The 23,635-nt window shown below is 54.1% G+C and carries 19 protein-coding genes and 1 pseudogene; 15 read left to right on the forward strand and 5 right to left on the reverse strand.

Annotation, left to right across the window (positions count from 1 at the left end):
* Positions 1-155: 155 nt before the first annotated feature.
* Positions 156-1,217 carry a helix-turn-helix domain-containing protein gene (locus tag AACY44_RS11010; protein ID WP_339530264.1) on the reverse strand — a complete coding sequence of 354 codons (1,062 nt, stop codon included), beginning with the start codon at positions 1,215-1,217 and terminating at the stop codon, positions 156-158.
* 455 nt (positions 1,218-1,672) lie between these two features.
* Between AACY44_RS11010 and AACY44_RS11015 the strand changes: the two genes are divergently transcribed.
* The 4 genes from AACY44_RS11015 (at position 1,673) to AACY44_RS11030 (ending at position 3,514) form a co-directional block, all read left to right on the forward strand.
* Positions 1,673-1,891 carry a hypothetical protein gene (locus AACY44_RS11015; protein WP_054998860.1) on the forward strand — a complete coding sequence of 73 codons (219 nt, stop codon included), beginning with the start codon at positions 1,673-1,675 and terminating at the stop codon, positions 1,889-1,891.
* Positions 1,892-1,999: 108 nt separating this feature from the next.
* On the forward strand, positions 2,000-2,809 hold the full coding sequence (trfA, locus tag AACY44_RS11020; RefSeq protein ID WP_339530341.1) for a plasmid replication initiator TrfA: 810 nt from the start codon (positions 2,000-2,002) through the stop codon (positions 2,807-2,809).
* A gap of 175 nt (positions 2,810-2,984) precedes the next feature.
* Entirely contained in the window at positions 2,985-3,248 is a 264-nt protein-coding gene (locus tag AACY44_RS11025; protein ID WP_339530265.1) for an XRE family transcriptional regulator, read from the forward strand.
* Positions 3,245-3,514: a hypothetical protein gene (locus AACY44_RS11030; protein ID WP_339530266.1), complete on the forward strand. Its 270-nt coding sequence runs from the start codon at positions 3,245-3,247 to the stop codon at positions 3,512-3,514. Before AACY44_RS11025 ends, AACY44_RS11030 begins: the two co-directional genes overlap by 4 nt.
* A gap of 11 nt (positions 3,515-3,525) precedes the next feature.
* Here AACY44_RS11030 and AACY44_RS11035 read toward each other — a convergent pair whose 3' ends face one another.
* Positions 3,526-5,052 carry a MobA/MobL family protein gene (locus AACY44_RS11035; protein ID WP_339530268.1) on the reverse strand — a complete coding sequence of 509 codons (1,527 nt, stop codon included), beginning with the start codon at positions 5,050-5,052 and terminating at the stop codon, positions 3,526-3,528.
* Positions 5,053-5,257: 205 nt separating this feature from the next.
* Between AACY44_RS11035 and AACY44_RS11040 the strand changes: the two genes are divergently transcribed.
* The 5 genes from AACY44_RS11040 to AACY44_RS11060 all read left to right on the forward strand — a co-directional run bounded on the left by AACY44_RS11040 (position 5,258) and on the right by AACY44_RS11060 (position 12,391).
* Positions 5,258-5,698 (forward strand): conjugal transfer protein TraD, encoded by a 441-nt coding sequence (locus AACY44_RS11040; protein ID WP_339530270.1) that lies wholly within the window; start codon positions 5,258-5,260, stop codon positions 5,696-5,698.
* Positions 5,699-5,743: 45 nt separating this feature from the next.
* Positions 5,744-8,401: a type IV secretory system conjugative DNA transfer family protein gene (locus tag AACY44_RS11045; RefSeq protein WP_339530272.1), complete on the forward strand. Its 2,658-nt coding sequence runs from the start codon at positions 5,744-5,746 to the stop codon at positions 8,399-8,401.
* Positions 8,388-9,491 carry a hypothetical protein gene (locus tag AACY44_RS11050; protein WP_339530274.1) on the forward strand — a complete coding sequence of 368 codons (1,104 nt, stop codon included), beginning with the start codon at positions 8,388-8,390 and terminating at the stop codon, positions 9,489-9,491. The genes AACY44_RS11045 and AACY44_RS11050 overlap by 14 nt, the downstream gene beginning before the upstream one ends.
* Before the next feature lie 369 nt (positions 9,492-9,860).
* Complete coding sequence (locus tag AACY44_RS11055) at positions 9,861-10,520, forward strand: CPBP family intramembrane glutamic endopeptidase (RefSeq protein ID WP_339530276.1); 660 nt, start codon at positions 9,861-9,863, stop codon at positions 10,518-10,520.
* 563 nt (positions 10,521-11,083) lie between these two features.
* A complete protein-coding gene (locus AACY44_RS11060) occupies positions 11,084-12,391 on the forward strand; it encodes a DNA cytosine methyltransferase (RefSeq protein ID WP_339530278.1) in 1,308 nt (435 codons plus the stop codon).
* Here the strand turns inward: AACY44_RS11060 and AACY44_RS11065 are convergent.
* The 3 genes and pseudogenes from AACY44_RS11065 to AACY44_RS11075 form a co-directional block, all read right to left on the reverse strand.
* Positions 12,341-13,264, reverse strand: a complete 924-nt coding sequence (locus AACY44_RS11065) for a hypothetical protein (protein WP_339530280.1) — start codon at positions 13,262-13,264, stop codon at positions 12,341-12,343. The two genes, AACY44_RS11060 and AACY44_RS11065, sit on opposite strands and share 51 nt — an antisense overlap.
* Positions 13,261-15,615 (reverse strand): ATP-binding protein, encoded by a 2,355-nt coding sequence (locus AACY44_RS11070; protein WP_339530282.1) that lies wholly within the window; start codon positions 15,613-15,615, stop codon positions 13,261-13,263. Before AACY44_RS11070 ends, AACY44_RS11065 begins: the two co-directional genes overlap by 4 nt.
* Positions 15,616-16,057: 442 nt before the next feature.
* Positions 16,058-16,441 (reverse strand): annotated as a pseudogene (locus tag AACY44_RS11075) (tyrosine-type recombinase/integrase); the annotation flags it as partial.
* A gap of 172 nt (positions 16,442-16,613) precedes the next feature.
* Between AACY44_RS11075 and AACY44_RS11080 the strand changes: the two are divergent.
* From AACY44_RS11080 to pqqF, 6 genes are all read left to right on the forward strand, one after another.
* Positions 16,614-17,114 carry a hypothetical protein gene (locus AACY44_RS11080; RefSeq protein WP_339415392.1) on the forward strand — a complete coding sequence of 167 codons (501 nt, stop codon included), beginning with the start codon at positions 16,614-16,616 and terminating at the stop codon, positions 17,112-17,114.
* Positions 17,115-17,124: 10 nt separating this feature from the next.
* Positions 17,125-17,367 (forward strand): hypothetical protein, encoded by a 243-nt coding sequence (locus tag AACY44_RS11085; protein ID WP_054594326.1) that lies wholly within the window; start codon positions 17,125-17,127, stop codon positions 17,365-17,367.
* A gap of 710 nt (positions 17,368-18,077) precedes the next feature.
* Positions 18,078-18,524: an Lrp/AsnC family transcriptional regulator gene (locus AACY44_RS11090; protein WP_010206997.1), complete on the forward strand. Its 447-nt coding sequence runs from the start codon at positions 18,078-18,080 to the stop codon at positions 18,522-18,524.
* Positions 18,525-18,690: 166 nt separating this feature from the next.
* A complete protein-coding gene (locus AACY44_RS11095; RefSeq protein ID WP_339427693.1) occupies positions 18,691-20,373 on the forward strand; it encodes a flavin monoamine oxidase family protein in 1,683 nt (560 codons plus the stop codon).
* 10 nt (positions 20,374-20,383) lie between these two features.
* Positions 20,384-21,178, forward strand: a complete 795-nt coding sequence (locus AACY44_RS11100) for a carbon-nitrogen hydrolase family protein (RefSeq protein ID WP_339436914.1) — start codon at positions 20,384-20,386, stop codon at positions 21,176-21,178.
* 59 nt (positions 21,179-21,237) lie between these two features.
* A complete protein-coding gene (gene pqqF, locus AACY44_RS11105) occupies positions 21,238-23,586 on the forward strand; it encodes a pyrroloquinoline quinone biosynthesis protein PqqF (RefSeq protein ID WP_339530284.1) in 2,349 nt (782 codons plus the stop codon).
* Positions 23,587-23,635 lie beyond the last annotated feature (49 nt).

Below are 23,635 nucleotides of genomic sequence, written 5' to 3' on the forward strand. Positions count from 1 at the left end.
TCACTAAGAGGACAACTCACGGGTAGATGGGGTGGCGATGCATGCAGGTGACTAACCCCAATAACGTCGAACGTCGCAACATCATCCCCGATCCAAGCTTGAGCCCCTTTCGCCCCGGCTGAAAATCCGCCGAGGCAAAAGGGGCTAGCACTAGGTTATGCATGCCTAGAGCTCTTCATCAGACGTACCAGTCCATCGACTGTGCCCTTGCTGAGCCCCAATTCCTTAGCGATTACCGTGATCGATAGCCCTTTCATGGTTGCATCCCTTATCGCCTTTCTAGCTGGATCTGGAACCTGCGCCTCCCCAGTTAGCGGGTTGATGTAGCTGCCCGCATGGTGCGTATTCATCAAAGACTCTAGGCTTTTCCTGGCCTTTGATATTGCCTGACGCGATATGCCCAAACGCCTCGCCATTTCTGATTGGCTGATTCCCTCTTGGTGCATGAGCCAAACTTTCTCGCGCAGACCCAGTGAGGGGGCTTTACGAGAAGTCACCACATGCAAACCTGAGTGCACTTGGTCGTAGGCAACCTTTCTTATCTCTTGGATATCAGCCGCACTGGGTGGCCGAAAATTGAACGCAAACTCAGACCTTCCCGATCCGCTGAGTGCGGACAGATGGTGTTGAAACGCAGCTTTGTAGCGTAAGTCAGCATGGTATTTAGCCGACCCGGGCTTGTGTACGGCGCAGTACCGGTCGCTTAGATTCCCAGCCAAGATTCTGTCGATGCGAAACCGCTCGAATACAAGGCGCAGCTTTGCAGCCTCGGCTTTCGATATCAAAGTACAGGATGGGGCAAGCTTGAGGCAGCTTTCCAGCATCAAGGCCTGCGCCAGCTTGGCGCCCTGTTCTTCCGCAGAGAGCTGGCACTGACCTGAACGGACAATTTCGCCGACCTCGTAACGCTGCTGAGCTTCGAGCTCCTGCAGCCTGCTGGACCGAATGCTTACACGCCAGCAAAGTTCACAGTAACCGCCATCTTGTGGACGTGTTCGGTCATCTATAGCAGCATCAAAGTCCCTCAATGCCTTTGTACGCAGAGGTCTGAAGTGGCGCATCAGACAAAATAAGTCACGCACAGACTCCAAAGCACCGCATAGCGACTCCGCCCCGTCTAGCGGTGCATCGTTCGCATCAAGCAAGCTGCAAATTGCTAATTTAATATTAGAATCCCAACGGTCCAAATTGAGAAGCTGCCAGTCGATCTCAGGCATGTTTTCCGGTCGACTGCCTGCCAAACCGCGAGCCAAAATATCTGGGCCAATACCGCCTCCATCTATCTCACGGCGCGAGTGAGGAGCAGCACAAAAAGGCGGTGGGATATGAGCCATTTCCGACAGCCGAGCACCAGTCAGCAAACTCTTGGCCCACTCGCCCTCGTAGTCAGCTACGCACTGATCAAACGGCCCATCCAAATTCGTCCTTACCAGAGGCCAGATAGGATAGCGCCTAGAGGTTAGGCTCGAGGATACGTTAAGCCGACCTAACACCGCTCTGTAGCCAGAAGCAAACTGGACAGAACAGCGAGGATCGTGATCGTAAACATTGAGCAGATTCGTCAGATAATCGAGGCGCGCCATGTCAACCTAGAAGTTAAAAACATTCGCCTCATTCTAGGCGTAATTACTCGTAATGTTCTACCTACATTACTCACTGTAGGCAAAGAAACATGACAACCGAAGAGCTAATTCTGACCAGCAACGGGGGCTCTCCCCTACTGTCACTATCGCAGGTCGCAGAGATCCTTCATCGCAGCCCTGAGGGGTTGCGCATAACGTTATCCGGGGATAATGAAATCGCCCGAAACTTGAAACCCTGCAGGATAAAAATTGGCCGACGCGTCTATTTCCGCGTAGCTGGCATAGCTCGCTTTATCGACGAAGCGTAAGACTAGCCCGTGTCCGCAGTGACCAAACTATCGCGACTAGTGGAGCGGGCTTCCAGGCTCCCACCCAATCCGACGGTGGTATCACTGGAACCAGTCCGGTCTGAAAAGGTGCTGACGAGCTGGCCAGACGAAGTGAGAGGTGTACCCAATATCACTCTCCGGTCTGCGCTTTTCGGGTCCAGTCGCTCCGCTAGCAACGCATTCCTACAGCGCGCCGAAATTTACACTCAGAGGCCCACGCAAATGAGATACACAGGACCACGTTTGGACCAGGGCGATTTAGATGTCTGGATCACGTTGTTGCATATCGCTCGCCAAAAGCAGATGGGGAAATCTTTTAAAACCAGCGCATACGAGCTTCTGAAACTACAAGGGAAGACGGATGCCGGGAATAATAGAAAAACGCTCTACAAGCGCCTGTTCCGCCTCACAGCGGGAACGCTTGAGTTAAGTGCTAAACAGCATTCCTATACAGGCGGCCTGATTGACTCGATCTATAGAGACGATATGGAACAAAAGCTCGTTATCACTTTGAACCTTGAGCTTTCTTACCTGTTTGGACCAAATGACTTTACCCACATTGATTGGGCCGTTCGCAGAAGTCTGAACTCGAAACCACTAGCACAGTGGCTACATGGGTATTTATCGAGCCATGCTGAGCCCTTCCCTGTATCTATTGATACGCTAATGAAGATGGCCGGCAGTCTCGACAGCTCTACATCAAGCCGTGAGCAAAATATCCGAAGGGCCCTGGACGCATTGCAGCACGCAAGCAATCTGCACGGCCAGCCGCTCAGCTACGAAATCAGCGGTGGCAACGTGCATTTCACAAAAACCCCAACCAGCAGCCAGGCTAGGCACATTGCAAGAAAAGGCAGCGGCTCTAAAGCTAAAAATAAGTACCGTACCATTGGCTAGACAGCCCCGTACCGTTGGCCCGGATGTACCGTACCGTCGGCTAACAACTACCGTACGGTTGGCTAAATTATTCACAACCAAAAATGGCTACAAGCCTCGCCACTGAAGGGCTGCGCGCATAATCCACAGCGCCTTAATCTTTTTATAATCATCTTAATACAGCTTGGAGGCCATAATGAGTGAGGTCGAAGCAGGCAGCGGCAACGTATACGCTGATATTGGCGATCCTGATGCGAAGGAAATGCTGGCCAAAGCGCAGACGGTGTCCTCGATCATCCGACTTATCGAGGAAAAAGGTTTGTCACTTGGTGACGCAGCACGGCTGACGGACGTTCCACAGGTGCAGCTAAGCAAGCTTCTGATCGGTCGCTTTCAGACTAACGCCCTGATCGATTTGGAAGAGATACGAAAAAAAATCCGGGATTACAAAAAAACATGACAACCATATCTATAGAGCAACCTAGCTACTGGCGGGAATATTTCATCACCTTAGATAAAAACCCGCTTGGCCTTGCCGTTTGGCGAGGAATTTTCGACGATACGGAGCTTTGTGAAATCCTCACACTGCCAAAAGAATCCGTCGAAGATGCTCTTCAGCGACACCAACGCAAGTTGAAAGCAATGCTGCAGGCACTGGAGGAAATCAATCTTCCTGAACTGGAATGGCTACCCCCCAAAGTGCGGCAACAGTTAGAGATGGGATAGTCCAAGCACGTTTAGCGCTCGATATCCGTCTCATGAGGATTCTGCTCTTTCGCGAGACGAATTGCGTCAGCGTCAGCTCTCATCTGCTCAAGCGTCTTGGATGCGCTGGAACGTTCTTGGTCAGGCTTTAGCGTCTGATCTCTAACGTGACCTCGCTCCACTGCCTTGGATCGCATCTGCTCAATACTTGAAACGTTCTGACCATTTACGTAGTCGCGGCCTTTTGCTTGCCCGCTGCGGGCCAATTGGGCCTTCATCTGTTCCATTGCGCTTGGTAAGCCGGCACTATCCTCGTCCCTTTCCCGCTGCAATTGATTAATCAATCGCTCTCCGTCATCGCTTCGCGCTTGCTCCATTCTACGGATCTGGTCGCGGACCTCCTTTTCCTGGTCTGATCGCTCTTTTTGATCTCGCAATTCTTGAGCTAACTTTTCCGCCTGCGGAATCTTTTCGATGTGTCGCATCGTTTCAAGGTTCTCGCGGCGTTCATTTTTTTGGGAGAGCGCTGTGGCGATTCGTCCGGCCTCCTCTCTACTAATTCGCTCAGTTCTCTCTTTATTAGTAAGACTACGATTGGATTTATCTGACACGTCGCTTTGCCTCCCGACCGGACCGGCCGCAATGATGGTCTGTTGCGGGCTACCACCCGAGTTGTTTTGCAATTGAGTTCGCCGTTCGCGCTCTTTATTGAGGCTAATAATCTCAGCTCCAGCGCTAGGCACTTCGCGCCGTAAATCATCACGAGAACGAGAAAGCTCGGCTCGGGCCTGTCGGAAGTCGATCACCTTTGCACGCAGCAACGGATCTCTCCACTCGCTAGGCAAATATTTCCGCTCTGGGGTTAACCCAGTGCCCCGTTCGGCATGACTGCGCATGTCGATCCTCTCTGCAAACCCTGCTCGCTGTAGATGTGTGTTGCAGCTCGTCTCCCAGCGGTATCGCAGCTGACGTAACTCCGCTTTACGCTCAGCCGCACTGAGTGTGAGTCCTGCGCTTGGGCCATAGCCCTTACGAGCACCACCAATAGCTGGACTCTTCGAGTTATAGCGCATGAAATACTGCTCAGGATCACGTTCGTAGCTATCACGCTGCCGCTCACTAAACATCAAGTGCAGGTGGGGCTGCTCTCTGCCGTCTGTTGCTTTAGGTGAGTGAATCGCCCATTGATAAGCATGGCGCGCCCCTATTTCTTGGCGCACAAAGTCACGCACCAGGTCAGCACGCTGCTGTGGTGAAAGCTCACGAGGTAATGCTATTTCCATCTCGCGGTAAGTAGTGCCATTTTTGCGCTCATTCGCGTCCGCGGCATTCCAAAATTCTTGAGGACAATGCTGAGCCCAAGCCGGCATGTTCCCGGATTCGGTGGCTTCCAGTTTTTCATTTCTATCCAGTCGCGCGGCGTACTTACCCTCACGGGCGATGTAGGCCGCATGCGGCCCTGCCTTCCCAACTCTCCCTACCTTCATGCTTAGACGGCCAATAGCCATATGCGCATTACCTCTACGCTTCTGAATTTTCGCGCCCGCGAAAATATGCATTCGCACTTCGCTTGATTTTTCGCGCCCGCGAAAATTTGCTTTTGATTTTCGCTTCTGCCCCCGGCAGGGCGCGCTGTTTCTGAGGAACGAAGAAACAACTAAGCGCGCCTTCCAATACTGGAAGGATAAAGCAGTCCGCGCGCATATCAAACATATAATAGTTATAATTAAAACCCTAAAAGCAAACTTAGCGTAATTAAGCGAAATGAAAGATAAATGGCTTAGCGAAAGAATTCTCCATATAAAAAATCTGAAATCACCAAGTGATCAACAGCGATTACTCCTGATGCTTTCAGAGAAAATCCCTCGAACAAGTGACGAGGAGCGAAAGCTCAGTTTTCTCATCAAGGCAGAGTGGGCAGAAGCCAAGGCACAGAAGGCCAGAAGCGATATAGCTCGTATTGTTAATGCAGAGAAAGAGTCTGCACGTAAAGCCCGGGACCGCGAGCTCTATCAAGCTGCGGGACTACTCATATTGGCGGGCCTCGTCGATACGAAGACAGGAAGCCCGTTGATTGATCGCGGCGAGTTACTAGGCGCTCTGATTGGGGTTGAGGAAACGTCCGTCACCGATGCCGTGAGGACTGAGTGGAAGCGAACGGGAGACGCACTCCTCGCGAGTCGTGAGCGGCCAAGAAAAAATTAGCGGCTACCAGCGGCACCTTAATCACTTCTTGTATAGGCGATCATAATGAGCATTTCAAAAAATAGTTTTTTTGATGACCCTGTGTCAAAGACAAAGTACTGGCTTCTACATCACGAACAGGAACGAATGCGTACTGTCATCAGGCGCAAGTATGAGGGTGTGCTAGATCCACAAGTTTACTGGATCAGCGGAACGGATACTGAGCATGACGGGCTATCAAATGATCATATCGAAAGAATGGCTCAGAGGCTTTCGCTGTCTCAAATTGGTGTTTTCCTCGCGCAACGTATTTGGGCAAAACGAACTTGGTTGGCTGTTCCGGCGCTGATGCTCATCGGATTATTTTTAACTTATGTTTTAGTGAACAAAGCCGGAACGACAACAAATGACACTCTCATCCCTCTGGCGTTTACGATCACTGTATGGCTTAGCGTTTTGCTGTGTTGTTCTGCAACACTATTTGGCCCTCTGATCGCTCAAATACTCCTGCCAAGAACACCTGTACGTCAGGATGAAATCGACTCAGTAAAAAGCATTATTTCCCGGTGCGTTATTCGTGATTTGGAGCCAGGAACTCCGCCCGATTTGGCAGACCGCGCCCGGCTTTTGGTGACAGACTCCCACGGCCAGTCTGTCACGGGACAAGTACTAGCCACCGACCTAGAATTTTCCGCTGTTCGCTCTGAATGGATGACCACGAAGGCGGTGCTGTTCATGGTTGGTTTGGTAATGCTAACTCCGGCTCTCGCAATCTCATCGCCCATGCTTGCGGTGTTGGATTATTTCGCCCTTTTGGTGTGGAAACGTGTTGCCTTCTGGATTCCGCGTGATCAGGAAAAAGCACAACCGGCGCAGAAGGAAACGGACCCGCCTGTATTCCTCCTTGTCCTCAAAATAGTCATTATTCCAGCCCTGATTTTTGTGGGACTCTCGGCGTCCTATCGTGAACATCTGGACACATTCGTTCGCCTGGATGCTCAGCTGATTAATTGGCTATACGTTTTAGGTATGTGGGGTTTCGCAATCTATCTTACCTTCACGGCCAAATCCCCTCTTACGGTTCGCGCAATGCTGCTTGATCAAGCCGTGCGTGAAAGCGGTACCGAGCTGTTAATCGACAAGGCCGGACGCGCGTATTTCCAGCACTTGGAGGAAGCACGGAATGAGCAGATCAAAAACGCCAAAACGGACAGCTCTCCTTTCATCCAACTCGGAACCAGTACTGGCTTGTTAGCGCAACGACGTGACCAGCTAGCACCTACAGAAGCGGGTATACCGTTTGGCCTGTCGGTTACAGATCTGGCTACTCATGTCGGTGTGCTAGGAGCTAGCGGCACGGGCAAAACTTCAGGGGTCATTCGTCCGCTCACCAAACAGTGGATCGATGGCGATCTAGGAGGTCTTCTGGTGCTCGATGGTAAGGGTGCACTGCCGCTTGAGTTCCATGGTATCGCCGGCTACACGCTCATCAGCCCGGATCACGGCCCATTCAATCCTATCTACGAGATGACGCCAGATGCTCTGGCTGATGTTTTGCCCGACGTTTGCGACGACGGGAAAGGAGATACCTTCTGGCGGGACTCTGCCCGCCTGATGCTGCGTATGGCGGCAATCCTAGTGGAAGCACATCCCGATCTTCCCTATACGCTGACACAGATCCAGCAGTTTTGCCTGGCAAGCCATCAAGAGCGAGCGGACTGGCTAGACCCCATATCAAACGAGATTGACCACAGCGGCCGCCTGCTCGCAGCCGCTCACTACTGGTTGTTGGAGTATCCCGATTTCCCAGAGAAGACTGCAGGTTGCATCAGCAACATGCTGAGGACTTGGTTGGGGAACATCCTGCTTCAAGAAAAGCTGGGGCCTTGGGTCAATACAACTGATACCCACTTCAGGGTTGAGGGCGTAATGACCGGCCAGAAAATCGGACTCCTGTTACCGGAATCGGAATATGGTATTGGCGGGGTTGCGATCTCGGCCCTATGCATGCGACGAGTCTACGACGCGGTGAAAAAACGCGGCGACAATTGGCAACATCTGGAGGGCCACCGGCCCGTGTTACTTGCAGCCGACGAAGTTCAGAACCTATTGACCAAAGCAGACTTAGAGACTGTTCCTGTAGCACGCAGCCTGGGCTTGTACCTAATGTTTGCAACGCAAAACGTCGACGGGTTATACAAACGCCTGGAGCGTGATGGTGCGGTTCAGATGCTCGGTAACCTGGCCAGCATCATTGCTTTAGCTCCCCGTACAGACGATTCAAACAATTACGTTTCCAAGCGTGGTGGCCATGTGTGGAAGGCCTCAACACAAAGCTTCCAAGGACTACCAGACGCGGCAAGCGACCTTGGCCTATACGCTAACTCCGGTACGGATCAAGCAATGCAATCGACGACTCTGAATCGACAGAGTCGCTTTGGCGCGCCACGTCTGTCTTACGCTATCGGTCTTTGGCACCGTCAGTGGACTCCCAAGGCCATGAACTGGCTGAATGGAATGGTAGTGCCGGATGATTCAACTCAGGCACCGCAGCGTCCATCGCTACAGCTAGAGCTATCGCCTCTTATCCAGCCTGATGAGATTGATACGTTGCTCGCCATCCCTGGTACTGCGATAGCAATCATCAATCGTGGACGTATTCAACGTCGGGACGTAATCCGGTTGTATCCGAAAAAACAGGGGGTACTGCATGATGACTACTGAAATCCGTATGCCCGTGATGCGTGAAACAGAGGGTCGCTGGTATTGGCCAGGGTCCACTTCTCCAGCCACCCTCCTTGCACTGGCTCTGCTTTTAGTTGCAGTCGTGTATGCCTACCGATATCCCGCAATGAAAGCTGGCGAGGCCGTTCAACGCCTTGAAGCAATCAATGCGCTAAGCGCCCAATCGGTGCAACACACTGAGGCAGCACTTTCTCGCCTGCAAGTTTTGATAGCGGACCAGCCTGAGTGGCTGCGAGAAGTTGCAACCGAACAGACGTCTAACGTTCAGGCGCAACTGTCGCGTATCAAAGCGCCAAGCCCGGAACAGGTCCTTCAGAAAGCAGCGGCACAACAGGAAAAATACGATCAGGCACAGCAGCTCATCGAGACATCACCGTTCAAAAACCTTACGAAGCAACAGGTGCCGCTGAGCGTTGAGGGAAAATTATTTCTAAGCGCGCTTGAGGTCAAGCAGCCCGCTCGGTTCGACTATCAGCGCTTGTCAGATGGCGTACTCGATGCCCTGCCGGTGCTACAAGAGGGATTCAAGCTACAGGCTCAGACTGAGAACCTGATCCATCGACTAGATGTGCAATTGAACGGCGATAAGGCAGGGGCGCTAGGGCCAGCAGCAGTGGCAGAGCAAGCTTCCGATGATTACGATAAACAGCCATCTGGGCGGCAGCAGTCGATACGTACGCCTGCAGCACCGATTGACACGCTCAGCAGCGCGATCCGTAAAGCGGAGAGAAACGCAGAAATGCAGGAGCGACAGGCAAAGTTAGACGCTCAGAATCAAGCACGTCAGGTAGAGCGAGACGCTCGACAGGCAGAGCAGCAGGCAGAGCGCGAGCAACAGAAACTACAGCGCCTGTCTATTCAACGCCAACGTGACACTGATCGCCAGGCCAGCTCAGCCGCTGAGGCTACTCGCCGAGCAGAGCAAGACTCCGAGCGCCTACTAGCGGCGGCAAAACGTCAATCGGAGGCTGTGGCAGAAGCGAAGCAAAGGGAATGTACGGCTAGCATCATGGCGAGAGCCAGATGCGCGGCCCAAGGCTACAACCCGCTGACGGGGGCTAAAAATTGATAGCCGTGACAGAACGCCGGGCTGTTTCTACTTCATCGGGGTCTCTTCATTTTCTCGCGCGCGAAAATCATGGACGGTTCAAAACCTCATCTGCGCATTGAGCAAATAGTGCTTAGGCTCGTTTGGACACTCAACAATGTGCTTCCAAACGAGCTGGTGAGAGCCAGGGTGACTTGTCGCGCTGGATCTCACCAGCAACCATAGATTTTCGCGCCCGCGAAAAAACCGGTGACACCACCCATTTTCGCGGGCGCGAAAATCTGAACATTACGAGAAGTGAAGACAATGGCAGACCAAGCTACGAACGACTCTGAAATACCCAGACCAAAAACGTGGCCCCTATTTTGGGGGGATCATGGCTTGGCACTAATGCCGTGGCTACTCATAGGCGCTGCCGTTTACGTGATTTACCGGCAGCTCGTTAAGCTGCTCATGGAACATATTCCATACACCACTCTGATTGCCTATGACATCCCTATTCTCTATGGACCACCTGCAGCTTTACTCGTCATGACGCTGTTTCTGCAAAAGCGACTCAACCCACACTTAAGCTTACTAGGCACCATCAAGAGCCGTCATTTAGTCATCGGACTAACATCGGTGACAGTCGCTTACGCTGCGAGTATTGGTATTTCCATCTCCCTCGGTTTTGGGAGAGAACTGACGATGCAAGGGCTTGGATTAGGCAAAAGTGAGCTGCAGTATTTACTGATGATTCTCTCGCTGTTAGTACTGCCGCCTATTGTAGAGGAGATTATATTCAGGCATTTCATCCTTGGGGTCTTACCTTTTAAGAATAATATTTACATAGCCATATCTGCAGTGATCATGTCAGCTGTTTTTTTCATGTATGCCCACTTCAAAAGCTATAGTTTCTGGCCAACGCATGCGCTAATGCTATCTCTTGGATTGATTTTTGCAGTCGCTCGCATTCAGTCAGGGGGACTATCACTCCCAGTAATTCTGCATAGTTCTGCCGTGGCCATCGCTTTGAGCGCCAATTATGCCTGGAGATCTTTAGGGGGATAATTTCCACCTGGCATCGTCATGACTTGGAGCGCTTTGCGTATCGGAGAATCGAGGGTGATGAAGAACTCCCAGGAAGTCGCCCCCTGAAGGATCACCTAGGATTCAGGAAAGGCGTGCTCCTAGCTAAGCATTCTGCTGACGGACACCAGCAAGCCCCCGCGCCCTTCCAATGAGCAAGGTGAGCTTGTTGATCGCTAAACCCGCCATGGTCATCAAGCAACAGGAAATTGGATTGGGGGAATGGGGCTTTTGGCCATATTCGAGACTAGCCAGTTCAATGCAGCTTAAACCCTGTACTGTACTGGGATATCCGCTTCAGCTAACCGCTCCTAGACTCGTTCGGTTAAGGTTGCAGGAGTATGGATGAGGCCCTGGCCTGACACAGATGTGACTAATGGCAAGCTGTCCGCCAGCGCTGCGTAGGTGAGCGGACAAAGTACCTCTGATAGCCGACCTCAATCGCCGACATAATTATCGTCAAGACTCTGCGACCTGGCTCTAACCCCTCGGGTCAGGCATAATTGCTCAGACGCACCCATAACTCCTAAAGATCTGAAAAAACGATGCCACGATCACCTGCCAAGCCACTGACCTTTATTGACGCATTCGCGGGTTGCGGAGGTCTGTCTCTCGGGTTGATGCAAGCGGGCTTGACTGGCCGTTTTGCTGTAGAGCGTGATAGGTTCGCTTTTGCCACACTACAGACCAACCTGCTAGCGGAAGGATCACCCTTTCAATACGCATGGCCGCAGTGGCTCCCTGAAGAGCCCTTAGGCATCGTCGAGCTTCTCACCAACTACCGAGAAGAGCTTGAGGAGATTTCTGGTGAGATCGATATCCTTGTTGGCGGGCCTCCGTGCCAAGGTTTCTCTAGCGCAGGCAGGCGTCAGCATGATGATCCACGCAATCAACTCTTTGACTCTTACCTAAATTTAGTGGACATCATAAAACCCAAAGCGGTCTTAATCGAGAACGTACGAGGGTTCACGCTTGATTTTAACGCAGAAGGGGAGATCAAGAATTTTTCGGAAGCACTCAAAGCCCGACTGTCTAACGCCTATACGGTCCATGAGCAGCTTATTGACCTTTCGTGCTTCGGTGTACCGCAGAGGCGAACACGCTACTTCGTCCTCGCTTTCCGCTCAGAATTAAATGTACCTGATCCTTTCATACACTTACAAAATAGCCTTCCCTCATTCCTGCGCTCACTGCGCCTGAAAGCCCCGGTATCATCCGGCTCGGCGATTTCCGATCTTGAGACGGCTCACGCAGGCACCCAGCCATCGACAGAGAGCAAAGGCTTTGAAGAGACTCGCTATGCCGGTCCGCTCACCCATTACCAAAAGCTGATGAATGCAGGGTGCGAAGCCCCTACCAACCTGCGCTTAGCTCGTCATAACGAAAGCATCGTAGCCCGCTTCAAGGAAATCATCGCGCTGAGCCATGCAGAAGGTCGCCTAAACGTCAGCATCGGTGCAGAAATGCGCGCTCGCTTTGGCCTAAAAAAGCTTGCTCTTCGGGTCCTAGACCCTGATCGCCCATCGCCGACGATCACAAGCATGCCTGACGACCTACTTCACTACTCAGAGCCACGCACGCTAACAGTTAGAGAGAACGCGCGGCTGCAAAGTTTTCCGGATTGGTACTCATTTCAAGGTAAGTACACCTCAGGTGGTCACCGTCGCAAGCAGGAAGTACCCCGCTTCACGCAAGTGGCTAACGCTGTGCCGCCACTTGCTGCGCGCGCGATTGGGGAGATGTTGATAGATCTTCTGACAAGAGAGACTGCTGCGGCAGTATTTAATGAAATAGAGTTAGTCTCAAGCCTGCATGGCGTCCAGAAGAACACGGAAATCTGTGCGCAGACTTAAAATTAGTTTGCGAAGTTCTCGCATCTGCGCAATATCAATCGCTTTACCAGTATCGTCAATTACAGTGTCTGGCTTTCCTTGAGGGACTAAAACCGCATGTCCGAGGGTATTACGCTCATGGACAACACCCTCGCGATACGCCTTAACCGTAGCTACGGAGCCTGCATAGGCCGAGAATTCCTCCATCCCCAGAATACTGGCCAGCATGCGAAGACGATGATCAGACGTAAAAAGCATGTGGGTCTTGAACAGGGCCTCGACGCTAGGTGTTCCCTTCAGCTTCTCTCCTTGCCTCGTAATGTTCTCAACCTGCTCCACTACCCGCTTCATCGCCCCCTCTATGAATCTAGCCTTGCCTGCGTCATCGAGCTTGCCGTGAGCTAGAGTCAAACAAGTGTTAACCATATGGTCTATATCACTCGTAGCTCCCATGACGATGCCCCGAGTATGATCAAGGTCGAGAACCTTCTTAATAAGTGACTCGAAGACCCCAACTACCTCCTCAACGAGTTCAGCCCGACCGGCGCAGTAGACGCCTTCAAGCTCCTTGTGAAAGGCTTTCTCTCGCAGCTCTACGACAGTAGCCTGACCGGAGTAAAACACCACATCTTTATACTGAACAATCTGTCGAATGCGATCGATTGCGTCCTCACCAACGACACCGCCACCAAGATCCCAGTCCACAAGAATTAGGTCCACCTCATCCGTAAATACGTCATCGGAAATGGCCTGTTCCATCTGGGTAATCGTCGTGCACTGCAAGGGTTTGAATTCAAAACCCTCTGCAGCCATTCTCGACCTAATACTCCTGATTTGTGCGGCCACGCCATCTGGCTGGTCGTCCACCCACAGCACGTTAAAATCCAGTCTCACGATTTTCTTCCTTTCGCGGCGATTTTGATGACGAAGCCCAAACCCTTTTCTAATTGATCGTCGAGCTCAATGCTGCCACCCATTTCGCCAAGCGCCTGCCGCACATGATACAAACCGATGCCTGACCCTTGGGTGGTTGTATATCCCATTTCAAATATACGTGAGCGATTCGTACCAGCGGACAGACCACGCCCGTTATCACTAACATGGATCGTGAGACCACTTTTATCCTGTTGTGACAGAACGAATTTAATACAGGGCGCTCTGACTCTTCTTGCATTACTTATTAAGTTATCAACTATCACCGAAACGTCTATGGGGTTAAACCTTCGCGTCATACCAGGATGAAGATTCTGAACTACTATCTGCAGCCTAACGCTTCCTGTTGTACGGGCAATTTGGTCAATGTAATCATAAAAAAACTCAGCGATATCGGTCTCGATCTTCTCGGAGTCTAGTTTGAATTTTGCTCTTGCTGCAAACTTCGTTACCGACATGACTTTCTTATTAAGGTAAGCCATTTGTTCGAGCGTTTTAAGAACAGTTTCACGCGGCACCATTGTCTGCCCGGCAGTTTCGGTGAGAAAGTTTTCAATCTGCTGAGCAATGTCCACAGCATAGATCGTTACCTGATGATGCAGGTTAAGGATCGTAGCCGAGTCAACGTTGACGAAAGACTCAAGGAAGTGGGCACGACGCCGCTCCGTTTCTACCTCAGCCTCTGCCGTATCAGCGCGGCGGTTCGCAGCTTCAGCCGCAGCCAAAGCAGTATCAGCTACACGTCGCGCGTCGTTCTCAGACTTCTTTAAATCATCAAAACGACGCTCTGCCGAATCAAGTCGATCAAGCAGGTCCGGGTCGCCGGTTTTCTCCGCAATCGCACGCAGACCAACCAAAGATGTCTCGAAATCGCTGGAGCGCTCGTTAATCAAATCTACGAGTCGCTTGCTGTACTCAATAAGCTGCACCTTATCGTTGTCCACGAGGTTAGCTACAGCAGCTGTTACGCGAGCTCGACCAGGGTCAGTCATCAATCTAGAAAGATCATCGGTATTCGCATCGGGCTTATCAACCCACGAGACTGGAACTACATACTTCTCCAGCCGCTTCAAGCAATGCTCCATTACGGCCTTTTGCAGCTGCTCTACCGCTGGCGTCTCAATCAACCCCTGGTTGCGGCTGGAGGCCTCTTGAAAATCTTCATCGGCACCAGAAACATCTACTCGGCCGATAATTTCGCGCGTGCCCAAGAAGCGCGCATAGCCCTGCTGCTTGCGCCTGGCGAACCCAAACCAGTCATCACCATCCTCACCGATTGGGTAGACGCGGAAACTATTTCTAAACAGAAACACCGATCCGAACTGAACTGAAGGAAGACCAACACGTCGAGCGAAAGTTATTTTAGCTGACTGATTGAGGTAGTAGATCTCACATCTAAAATCTGCGGTTGATAAGTGAGGATACGGATTTGGCTCCACAATCTTGTAGATAACCTCGCCACGGTCAGTAAGAGCGGTATGCAGCTCATCGCCCTCAATACTTACCCGAATGAAGGTAGTTTTGTCTTGTAAGGTTGCAAAAATGAAATTGCCGATCTGGCCGTTGACCAGATCTTTGGGAAGAGGCTCGTCACCTTCCTTGGAGTGAGCGGCAATAAGCCTCTTGTCCTCTTCATCCTCGGATGGGGCGGTTATGTGGATGCCAAAACCGTCAGTTTCTTCACCGAAGGGGTTTATAAGCTTCGCTAACGACGCTTTTAGGTTGAGAATTCGAGACCGAGACCAAGGTCGCCTCAGCCGGTTGATAGTGACTGCCGTGCCATGTCTGACAGTAGACTCGAATTTGCTCAGCTCACTTGGCAAGTGGAATGAGCTCTGCTCTAAATAACGGACCGGGATTTTTTCGAAATGCTCCTTAGCATCCTTCTCGAACAGTCCCCAGTCGACCGTCAGACGATGGACAACCTTAGATTTTCCTTTGGGTCGGCTTTGTATGACAACCTCTTCTCCTAACCGATCAGACGAGAAACGCCCTATACCCTTGCTACCAGCATAGTGCCGGCGCTCAGCGGCTACGTTACGGAAGTCGTCTTCCGGACGATCACTGCGTTTAGCGGAATAGGCGACGAACAGCCACTTGCCTGTAAGATCTTCATAGGACATACCCGAGCCGTTGTCCGCGATGATGATACTGTCGTCGCTGAAATGGAGCTGTACACTGTCTGCGCCCGCGTCGAATGAGTTTTTGACGAGCTCAAAAATTGCAACCTCGTCATCCGTGATGAGTTCCCGACCTAATACCCGCTTGAGGCCAGTGCTCACATCAAAGTGTAAATCGTCCTTTTGAGCCAAGCTCGTCTTCCCCTTTCGATCTCTAACAACGCGGGTCATCCCAGGTCGTTGCAGGCATTTTGCTATATGTTAACTGGGACAAGCTCGGGGGCATTACATTATTTTCAGATTGAATTTGCTCTTGAGTCTCCCACCTTCGCCAGACGCATGCAGGCATGCGTAAGCACACCGCAAGCCATGCCCTAAGCACGCTTGGGCCCTATGCCCAACCCAGAAATAAGCGACTGGGACGCGCGCGATGGCAAGCTCTACAATTCCTCAAGACGCCCGAACACGTCGCTCCCCATCTGCCAAACATGACGCCATATCTTTCGACAGAGAAAGGTACACCAGCGGTACAGGCCTTAGTTTTCACCCATTTCGCTAACTTACGCTTAACCCGCTAATCACGCTACTTTCAGATTACTGTACCTACGTCAGACTACGACTGATTTAGCAGGGTTTACGGCGTTTCTAGGCAACTCATAATCCCTTGGTCGTAGGTTCGAGTCCTACTGGGCCCACCACTTTGAAAGCCACGCACCGCGTGGCTTTCGTCGCTTCTAGGGCTTGGAAAACTCAAGCCGAAACAGTGCAAAAAAGTGGTTCCACCCAAGATTTGTCCAATCTCATTTTTCGACGGCTGAATTCTCGGCCACTTTTTCATCATGATCCTTCTCGAAAATGCCCGCTAAGGGTTTAACGAAACGACCTCTGCCATGTGTCCAGGGCTGAAGTGCGCGTACTGTTGAGTCATGGCCAAGGTCGAATGCCCAAGCACACGCTGCAGCGTCAGGATGTCGCCACCATTCATCATGTAGTGACTGGCGAAAGTATGGCGTAACACACCTAACGTCTCCAAAACCGACGCGCTCGATGTGTTATTAACGGGGAGTTGGCTTGCTGGCGATGAGGCCCGTGCAGACGTCAAATTCCCCGGGGCCTTACATCAAAGACCATTTGCATCTTAGTCACCGCGTGTAGAAAATCATCGTCTTTTTGCACGAATGGATACGCGCATGAAGTTTGAGAAGACCACGCAGTACAGGTCCGCGGAAGGGATCGTCTTCAATCTGTCTCAAATCACCCTCATGGAAAGCGACCGAGGTCGCCTGCGCGAGTTGCACTTTGGCGAAGCGAAACGCGCCCATTACCAAGTTAACGGCATGGTCGTCGATATGTACGACCGAATGCAGGCTCGAAACCTGCCATGCCTGCTGAAAGTCTGCATTTCCAATCCCCTCACCCGGCAGCAGGCCGATGCTATCAGCACTATGCGGGGCAACGTCGCCAAGGGAATTGCTGCGGCCTCAGGTGGCGTTGCCGGCAAGGTAGGTGCGTTGGGCGGGCCGCTCATTGGCTGGGCTTCAGGTGCAGTGGTGACGACAGGTGTCAACTGGTACCTCAAAGGGGCCCTGCCGAACCTGCATGCAGGTGACGTGCTGGTCAGCATCGAGGGAGAGGTCCATGGCGGGATTGGCCCACAGCGCTCTGTCGTGACGCTGGTCATCAAGGTCTGAGGAAGTGCACATGCCCTACATCATGCAAACTGTCGTCCTTCTGGTGCTGGGCGCGATCCTCGTTCAGTTTCTGAAACCATACCCGCTGCGCAAGTGGCTGGGTTTGGCCCTACTGGCAACGGGCTTGGTCAGCATCTTCAAGGTTGGTGAGCAGCAGGTGCTGGGCTTTGACCTGGAGCTGCTAGCACTGCTGGCCGTGCCGCTGGGCGTGGTGCTATTCCTGACGCGGCGGCGGTTCACGGAGGGGGACTGAAGCCCCGGCACGATTTCTCGGTGCCGTCTCTGACCCAAATCAGATGGGATAACAGTCGATCAACAGCGCGTTGATCGATGATCTTAGCGTTGGACCTTGCCGGCGGATTGGGGGTTACTTTGAACATACTGGTAACGCCTAACGTAGGTTAGATGCCGCCAAAATCACTGCTAAATGATGAATGGCGGCTGTAACGCAGGCCAGGCGCAGTCGTAAATGTGTAATACCACATTGACCAGCCTCGCGAACTCAGCGGGCGCGTCCTAATTCTGATCCTAAACAGCACGGATATAGCGCACATGAAAGGTCACCGCAATCGCCAACCTTTAAAGTCAGACTATAGGCATGCCCCAGGCCAAGCCGCGTTTTGCTTCTCGATCTGTGAATGGAACGTGGTTTGGAGCTGCGAGGCGAATTGCGAAACTCAAAGGCCGTAAAAACCGTACAACCACGCGACAGCACTCAGCTTGAGCCACTCACTCTGAATTACGCTCAACACCAAGTAATACGGGGCATCCAGCCATGCCAACCTACGTTCACCTAAGAACGCTTTCTCTAGGCATACCAGTTCGCCCAGCAACTCATAATGTCTTGGTCGTAGGTTCGAGTCCTACTGGGCCCACCAAACTTAAAAGCCGCGCAATGCGCGGCTTTTGTGTGTCTGGAAGCCTGTAATATGCTCCCCATCGCCGCCCATACCGGAGCACCCCTTGCCTGCCCTAGATGAAATCGACCGCCAACTAATAGCCGCCCTGCAAATCAACGCCCGCGAAAGCGTGGCCATGCTTGCCCGGCAGTTGGGCATCGCGCGCACCACGGTGACCTCACGCCTGGCGCGCCTGGAGAAAACCCAGGTGATCACCGGTTATGGTGTGCGTCTCGGCCAGCGGGTGGTGGACGGTGGTTTGCAGGCGTATGTGGGCATCACCGTGCAGGCACGCTCGGGTAAAGAAGTATTGCGCAGACTGAGTGCCATGGCGCAGGTGCAACAGTTGTGCGCGGTCAGTGGAGAGTTCGATTACGTGGCCTGGCTGCGCACTGACTCGCCGGAGCAGTTGGACCAATTACTCGACCAAATAGGCAGTGTGGACGGCGTGGAGAAAACCACGACCTCAATCATCTTGAGTAACAAATTGGATCGCGGGCAGCCAATTTGACCACCAACTTCGTCATTACGACTAAAAACAGTCCAATCCGACGACACTTTGCGTCTTATTAACGAACGCTACGCTCCCTAAACTGGCTGCCATCTTTTCCTATACTCAGCGGGTCACGTCCGCCCAGTCGCCAGTAAGGTCAACCATGAGCATTCCGTCCAGCACCATCAGCAAGACCAATCGCCACCCTGCAGACGGTAAAAAACCCATCACCATCTTTGGCCCGGATTTTCCGTTTGCCTTTGATGATTGGATCGAGCACCCGGCCGGCCTGGGCAGCATTCCCGTCGCCAACCATGGCGCCGAAGTGGCGATCGTCGGTGCAGGGATCGCGGGCCTGGTTGCCGCCTACGAGCTGATGAAACTGGGTCTCAAGCCGGTGGTGTATGAAGCTTCGAAAATGGGCGGCCGCCTGCGCTCCCAAGCCTTCGAAGGCGCCGAAGGCATCATCGCCGAGCTGGGTGGCATGCGCTTCCCGGTGTCGTCCACCGCGTTCTACCACTACGTGGACAAACTCGGCCTGGAAACCAAACCCTTCCCCAACCCGCTGACGCCAGCCTCCGGCAGCACGGTGATTGACCTGGAAGGCCAGACTCACTACGCACAAAAACTGTCCGATCTTCCTGCGCTGTTTCAAGAAGTCGCCGACGCCTGGGCCGACGCCTTGGAAGCCGGCTCGCAGTTCGGCGATATCCAGCAAGCCATCCGCGACCGTGACGTGCCACGCCTCAAAGAGCTGTGGAATAAGCTGGTGCCACTGTGGGACGACCGCACCTTCTACGACTTCGTTGCCACGTCGAAGGCTTTCGCCAAGTTGTCGTTTCACCATCGCGAAGTATTCGGCCAGGTCGGTTTCGGCACTGGCGGCTGGGATTCGGACTTCCCCAACTCGATGTTGGAAATCTTCCGCGTGGTGATGACCAACTGCGACGATCACCAACACTTGGTCGTCGGCGGCGTGGCCCAGGTGCCGATGGGCATTTGGCGCCATGTGCCGGAGCGTTGCGCCCACTGGCCGGCCGGCACTAGCCTCAGTTCGTTGCACCGTGGTGCGCCGCGGGCCGGGGTGAAACGCATCGCCCATGCCGCCGACGGCCGCTTTGCCGTCACCGACAACTACGGCGACACCCGCGAATACGCCGCCGTGCTGACCACCTGCCAAAGCTGGCTGCTGACCACCCAGATCGAATGCGACGAAACCCTGTTCTCGCAAAAGATGTGGATGGCCCTGGACCGCACCCGCTACATGCAGTCATCAAAAACGTTCGTGATGGTTGACCGCCCGTTCTGGAAAGACAAAGACCCGGAAACCGGCCGCGACCTGATGAGCATGACCCTCACGGATCGCCTGACCCGTGGCACTTATCTGTTCGACAATGGTGACGATAAGCCGGGGGTGATTTGCCTGTCTTACTCGTGGATGAGCGATGCACTGAAGATGCTGCCGCAGCCCATCGATAAACGCGTGAAACTGGCCCTCGACGCGCTGAACAAGATCTACCCGAAAGTCGACATCAAGGCGCGCATCATCGGCGACCCGATCACGGTGTCCTGGGAAGCCGACCCGCATTTCCTCGGTGCCTTCAAAGGTGCACTGCCCGGCCACTATCGCTATAACCAGCGTATGTATGCGCACTTCATGCAGAAGGACATGCCCGCCGAGCAACGTGGGATTTTTATCGCAGGTGACGACGTTTCCTGGACCCCGGCCTGGGTCGAAGGCGCAGTGCAAACCTCATTGAACGCGGTATGGGGCATCATGACCCACTTCGGCGGCAGTACTCATCCGGAGAACCCAGGGCCGGGTGATGTGTTCGACGAAATCGGGCCGATCGCCCTGGCCGAATAAGGAGCTGAGCATGCGTGTTGCCCTTTACCAATGCCCACCACTGCCGCTGGACGTGGCCGGCAACCTCAAGCGCCTGCACCAACTGGCCCATGAAGCGTGCGGCGCCGATGTGCTGGTGCTGCCGGAGATGTTTCTCAGCGGCTACAACATCGGCGCTGAAGCGGTTGGCGCGTTAGCTGAAGCGCAAGACGGGCCATCCGCACAGGCGATTGCCGAACTGGCCAAAGGCGCCGGGCTGGCCATTCTGTACGGTTACCCGGAACGTGCCGAGGACGGCCAGCTCTACAACGCCGTGCAGTTGATCGACGCCCACGGCCAGCGCCTGTGCAACTACCGCAAGACGCATCTGTTTGGCGATCTGGACCACTCGATGTTCAGTGCCGGTGACGACGATTTCCCGCTGGTGGAACTCAATGGTTGGAAGCTTGGCTTCCTGATCTGCTACGACCTGGAGTTCCCGGAAAACACCCGGCGCCTGGCCCTTGCCGGTGCCGACTTGATCCTGGTGCCCACCGCCAATATGGTGCCGTTCGACTTTGTGGCCGATGTCACCGTGCGGGCGCGGGCCTTCGAGAACCAATGCTATGTGGCCTACGCCAATTACTGCGGGCACGAAGGCGAGATCCTGTACTGCGGGCAAAGTAGCATCGCTGCACCGAACGGCGAGCGTATAGCCCAGGCTGGCCTGGATGAAGCCTTGATTGTCGGTACGCTGGAGCGCCAATCGATCATCAATGCGCGCGCCGCCAATCGCTATCTGCATGACCGCCGCCCCGAGTTGTACGGCGCGCTGTACAAGCCCTGACCCGACGGGTTGGGTAGCGGTTTGTTAATATAGCCACTTCCTATGTTTCGGAAGTGCCCATGCCTGCGCCGGCCCACCCTCATCACCTTCACCTGACCCTGGCCAATGGCTTGCGGGTTTCCTTGCATCATGCCCCGCGTTTGAAGCGTTGCGCTGCCGTTTTGCGGGTGTCGGCCGGCAGCCATGACGTGCCATTGGCCTGGCCGGGGTTGGCTCACTTTCTGGAACATTTGTTGTTTCTCGGCACCGAGCGTTTTCCCACCACAGAGGGGTTGATGGCCTACGTGCAGCGTCATGGGGGCCAAGTCAATGCGCGCACCCGTGAGCGCACCACGGCGTTCTTCTTTGAGCTGCCGGCGTCAACGTTTACGAGTGGCCTGGAGCGCTTGGCCGACATGCTGTCCCATCCACGCCTGGCGCTGGAGGATCAGCTACGCGAGCGCGAGGTGTTGCACGCAGAGTTTGTCGCCTGGTCCCAGGATGTCGGGGCGCAGCAACAAGTCGCGTTGCTGCAAGGCCTGGCCGCAGACCATCCGCTGCGGGGTTTTCATGCGGGCAACCGCGACAGCTTGCCGGTGGAGCGTGAGGCATTTCAGCAGGCATTGCGGGAGTTCCACGCGCATTTCTATCAGAGCGGGCAGATGACGCTGAGCCTGGCCGGCCCACTGTCGCTGGATGAACTGCAAAGCCTGGCACAGCAGTTCAGTGAGCAACTGACCTCAGGACCTCTACGCCCACAATCTGCGCCACCGGCTTTGATGAAGGGTGAAGCGCGGAGCTATCAGCACATCGCCAATGACCACCTGCACCACGTCATCACTTGTGACGCGCCGCGTGAAGCACTGGATTTTCTCTGTGCCTGGCTGAATGCCTCGGCACCCGGCGGCTTGCTGGCTGAACTGAAAGCGCGGCAACTGGCCAGTGCACTGCAGGCGTCGGTGCTTTATCACTTCGCCGGGCAAGCTGTGTTGGATATCGACGTCACGCTCAGCGCCCAAGATAAGTCGGCTACGCAGATAGAGGCGTTGCTGCACGATTGGCTGAGCTTTTTCGCACAGCGCGATTGGACTTCACTACGGGAAGAGTTCGCGCTGTTGGCCGTTCGTCAACGACAGGTCCAAGGCGCGCTGGCCTTGGCCAGACACGACAGCCAGGCTCTTTCGGAACAGGATGTCGTCGCCCTCAAAGCCATGCTTGGTTCGCTGCGGCTGCCACCCTCCGCGCACACTTGGCAACTGCCGCCGAACAACCCGTTCCTACGACCATCAGTCAAGGAAGAACGCGCCGGCCTGATTCGCGGCCAGACCAGCGCACACCGGGGGTTGCGCACCTTCGCCCAGGATCGCTCCCGCGGACGTCGGGAGGTGTCGGCATTGAACTTCAGCCAGGCGCTGGCGGATGACAGTGGTGAAGGTGCACTGTATTTGCAATGGCAGTCGGCCCCCACCGGCCTGGAGAGCGCATTGCAGGCGTTGCGTGAAAATGCGCGTCAGGCGGGTGTCGAATTGTCGTTCGAAAGCCTGGGCAATGACGCGCTGGTAAAAATGATAGGGCTGCTGGAACCCATACCCTCCGTGCTGGACGTGTTGGCGCAGAGTCTGATTCAACCGCAAGAGGCGCAACCTGCCTCACCGCCGATGATCGCCATTCGGGAGTTGCTCAAAGCCCTGCCCGCTTGCTGCACCGTTATCACGCCTCGTTCTGAATCGTGGGCCACCGCATGTTGGCAAGGCCTGGGACTGGGGTTTCCTGCCGCGTATGAGGCCGCTGTCAAAGCAGCAGCCGCCCGACTGCCCGGGCAACCCGCAAACATAAATCACAGGGTGCCATCCCTCAGCGGCCAACGTATCTGGCATGAAGTGAAAACCGACTCCAACGACGCCGCCCTGCTGCTTTTTTGCCCAACACCCGGTCAATCCCTGGCGGACGAGGCCGCGTGGCGACTGCTCGGCCATCTGCTCCAAGGGCCGTTCTACCAAAAGCTACGGGTAGAACTGCAAATCGGCTACGCCGTGTTCAGCGCCATCCGGCAGATAAACGGCCAGACCGGCCTGCTATTCGGCGTACAGTCCCCCAGCGTTACCCTGGAAGGCATCGCCGATCACCTGCAAACCTTCCTGGCGCAACTGCCAGCACTGATCAATGGCTGCGACGACCTCGGCAACCTGGATCTGGCGCAACAATTTTCAGCGCAGGCACTGCCCAATGCTCAAGCTGCCGACCTGCTCTGGCACGCACATCTGGCTGGCCATCCGTCGGGTTATCTGGAACAACTGCAATCCCGGATCCAAGCCTGTAGCCTCGAAGCGTTGCAACTGGCCGCCCAGCAATTGAACGACGCCACAGGCGGCTGGCGCTGCGTCGCCAACGGCGCGCGCATTTCGGCTACCTGGCAAGCGGCAGACTGATCATTGCCGCCCTTGCAAAAGGCTTTTTCCACCAAGACAGCGCTAACTT

The organism is Pseudomonas sp. RA_15y_Pfl1_P11, assembly GCF_963970975.1.
Taxonomy (GTDB): Bacteria; Pseudomonadota; Gammaproteobacteria; order Pseudomonadales; family Pseudomonadaceae; genus Aquipseudomonas; species Aquipseudomonas tritici.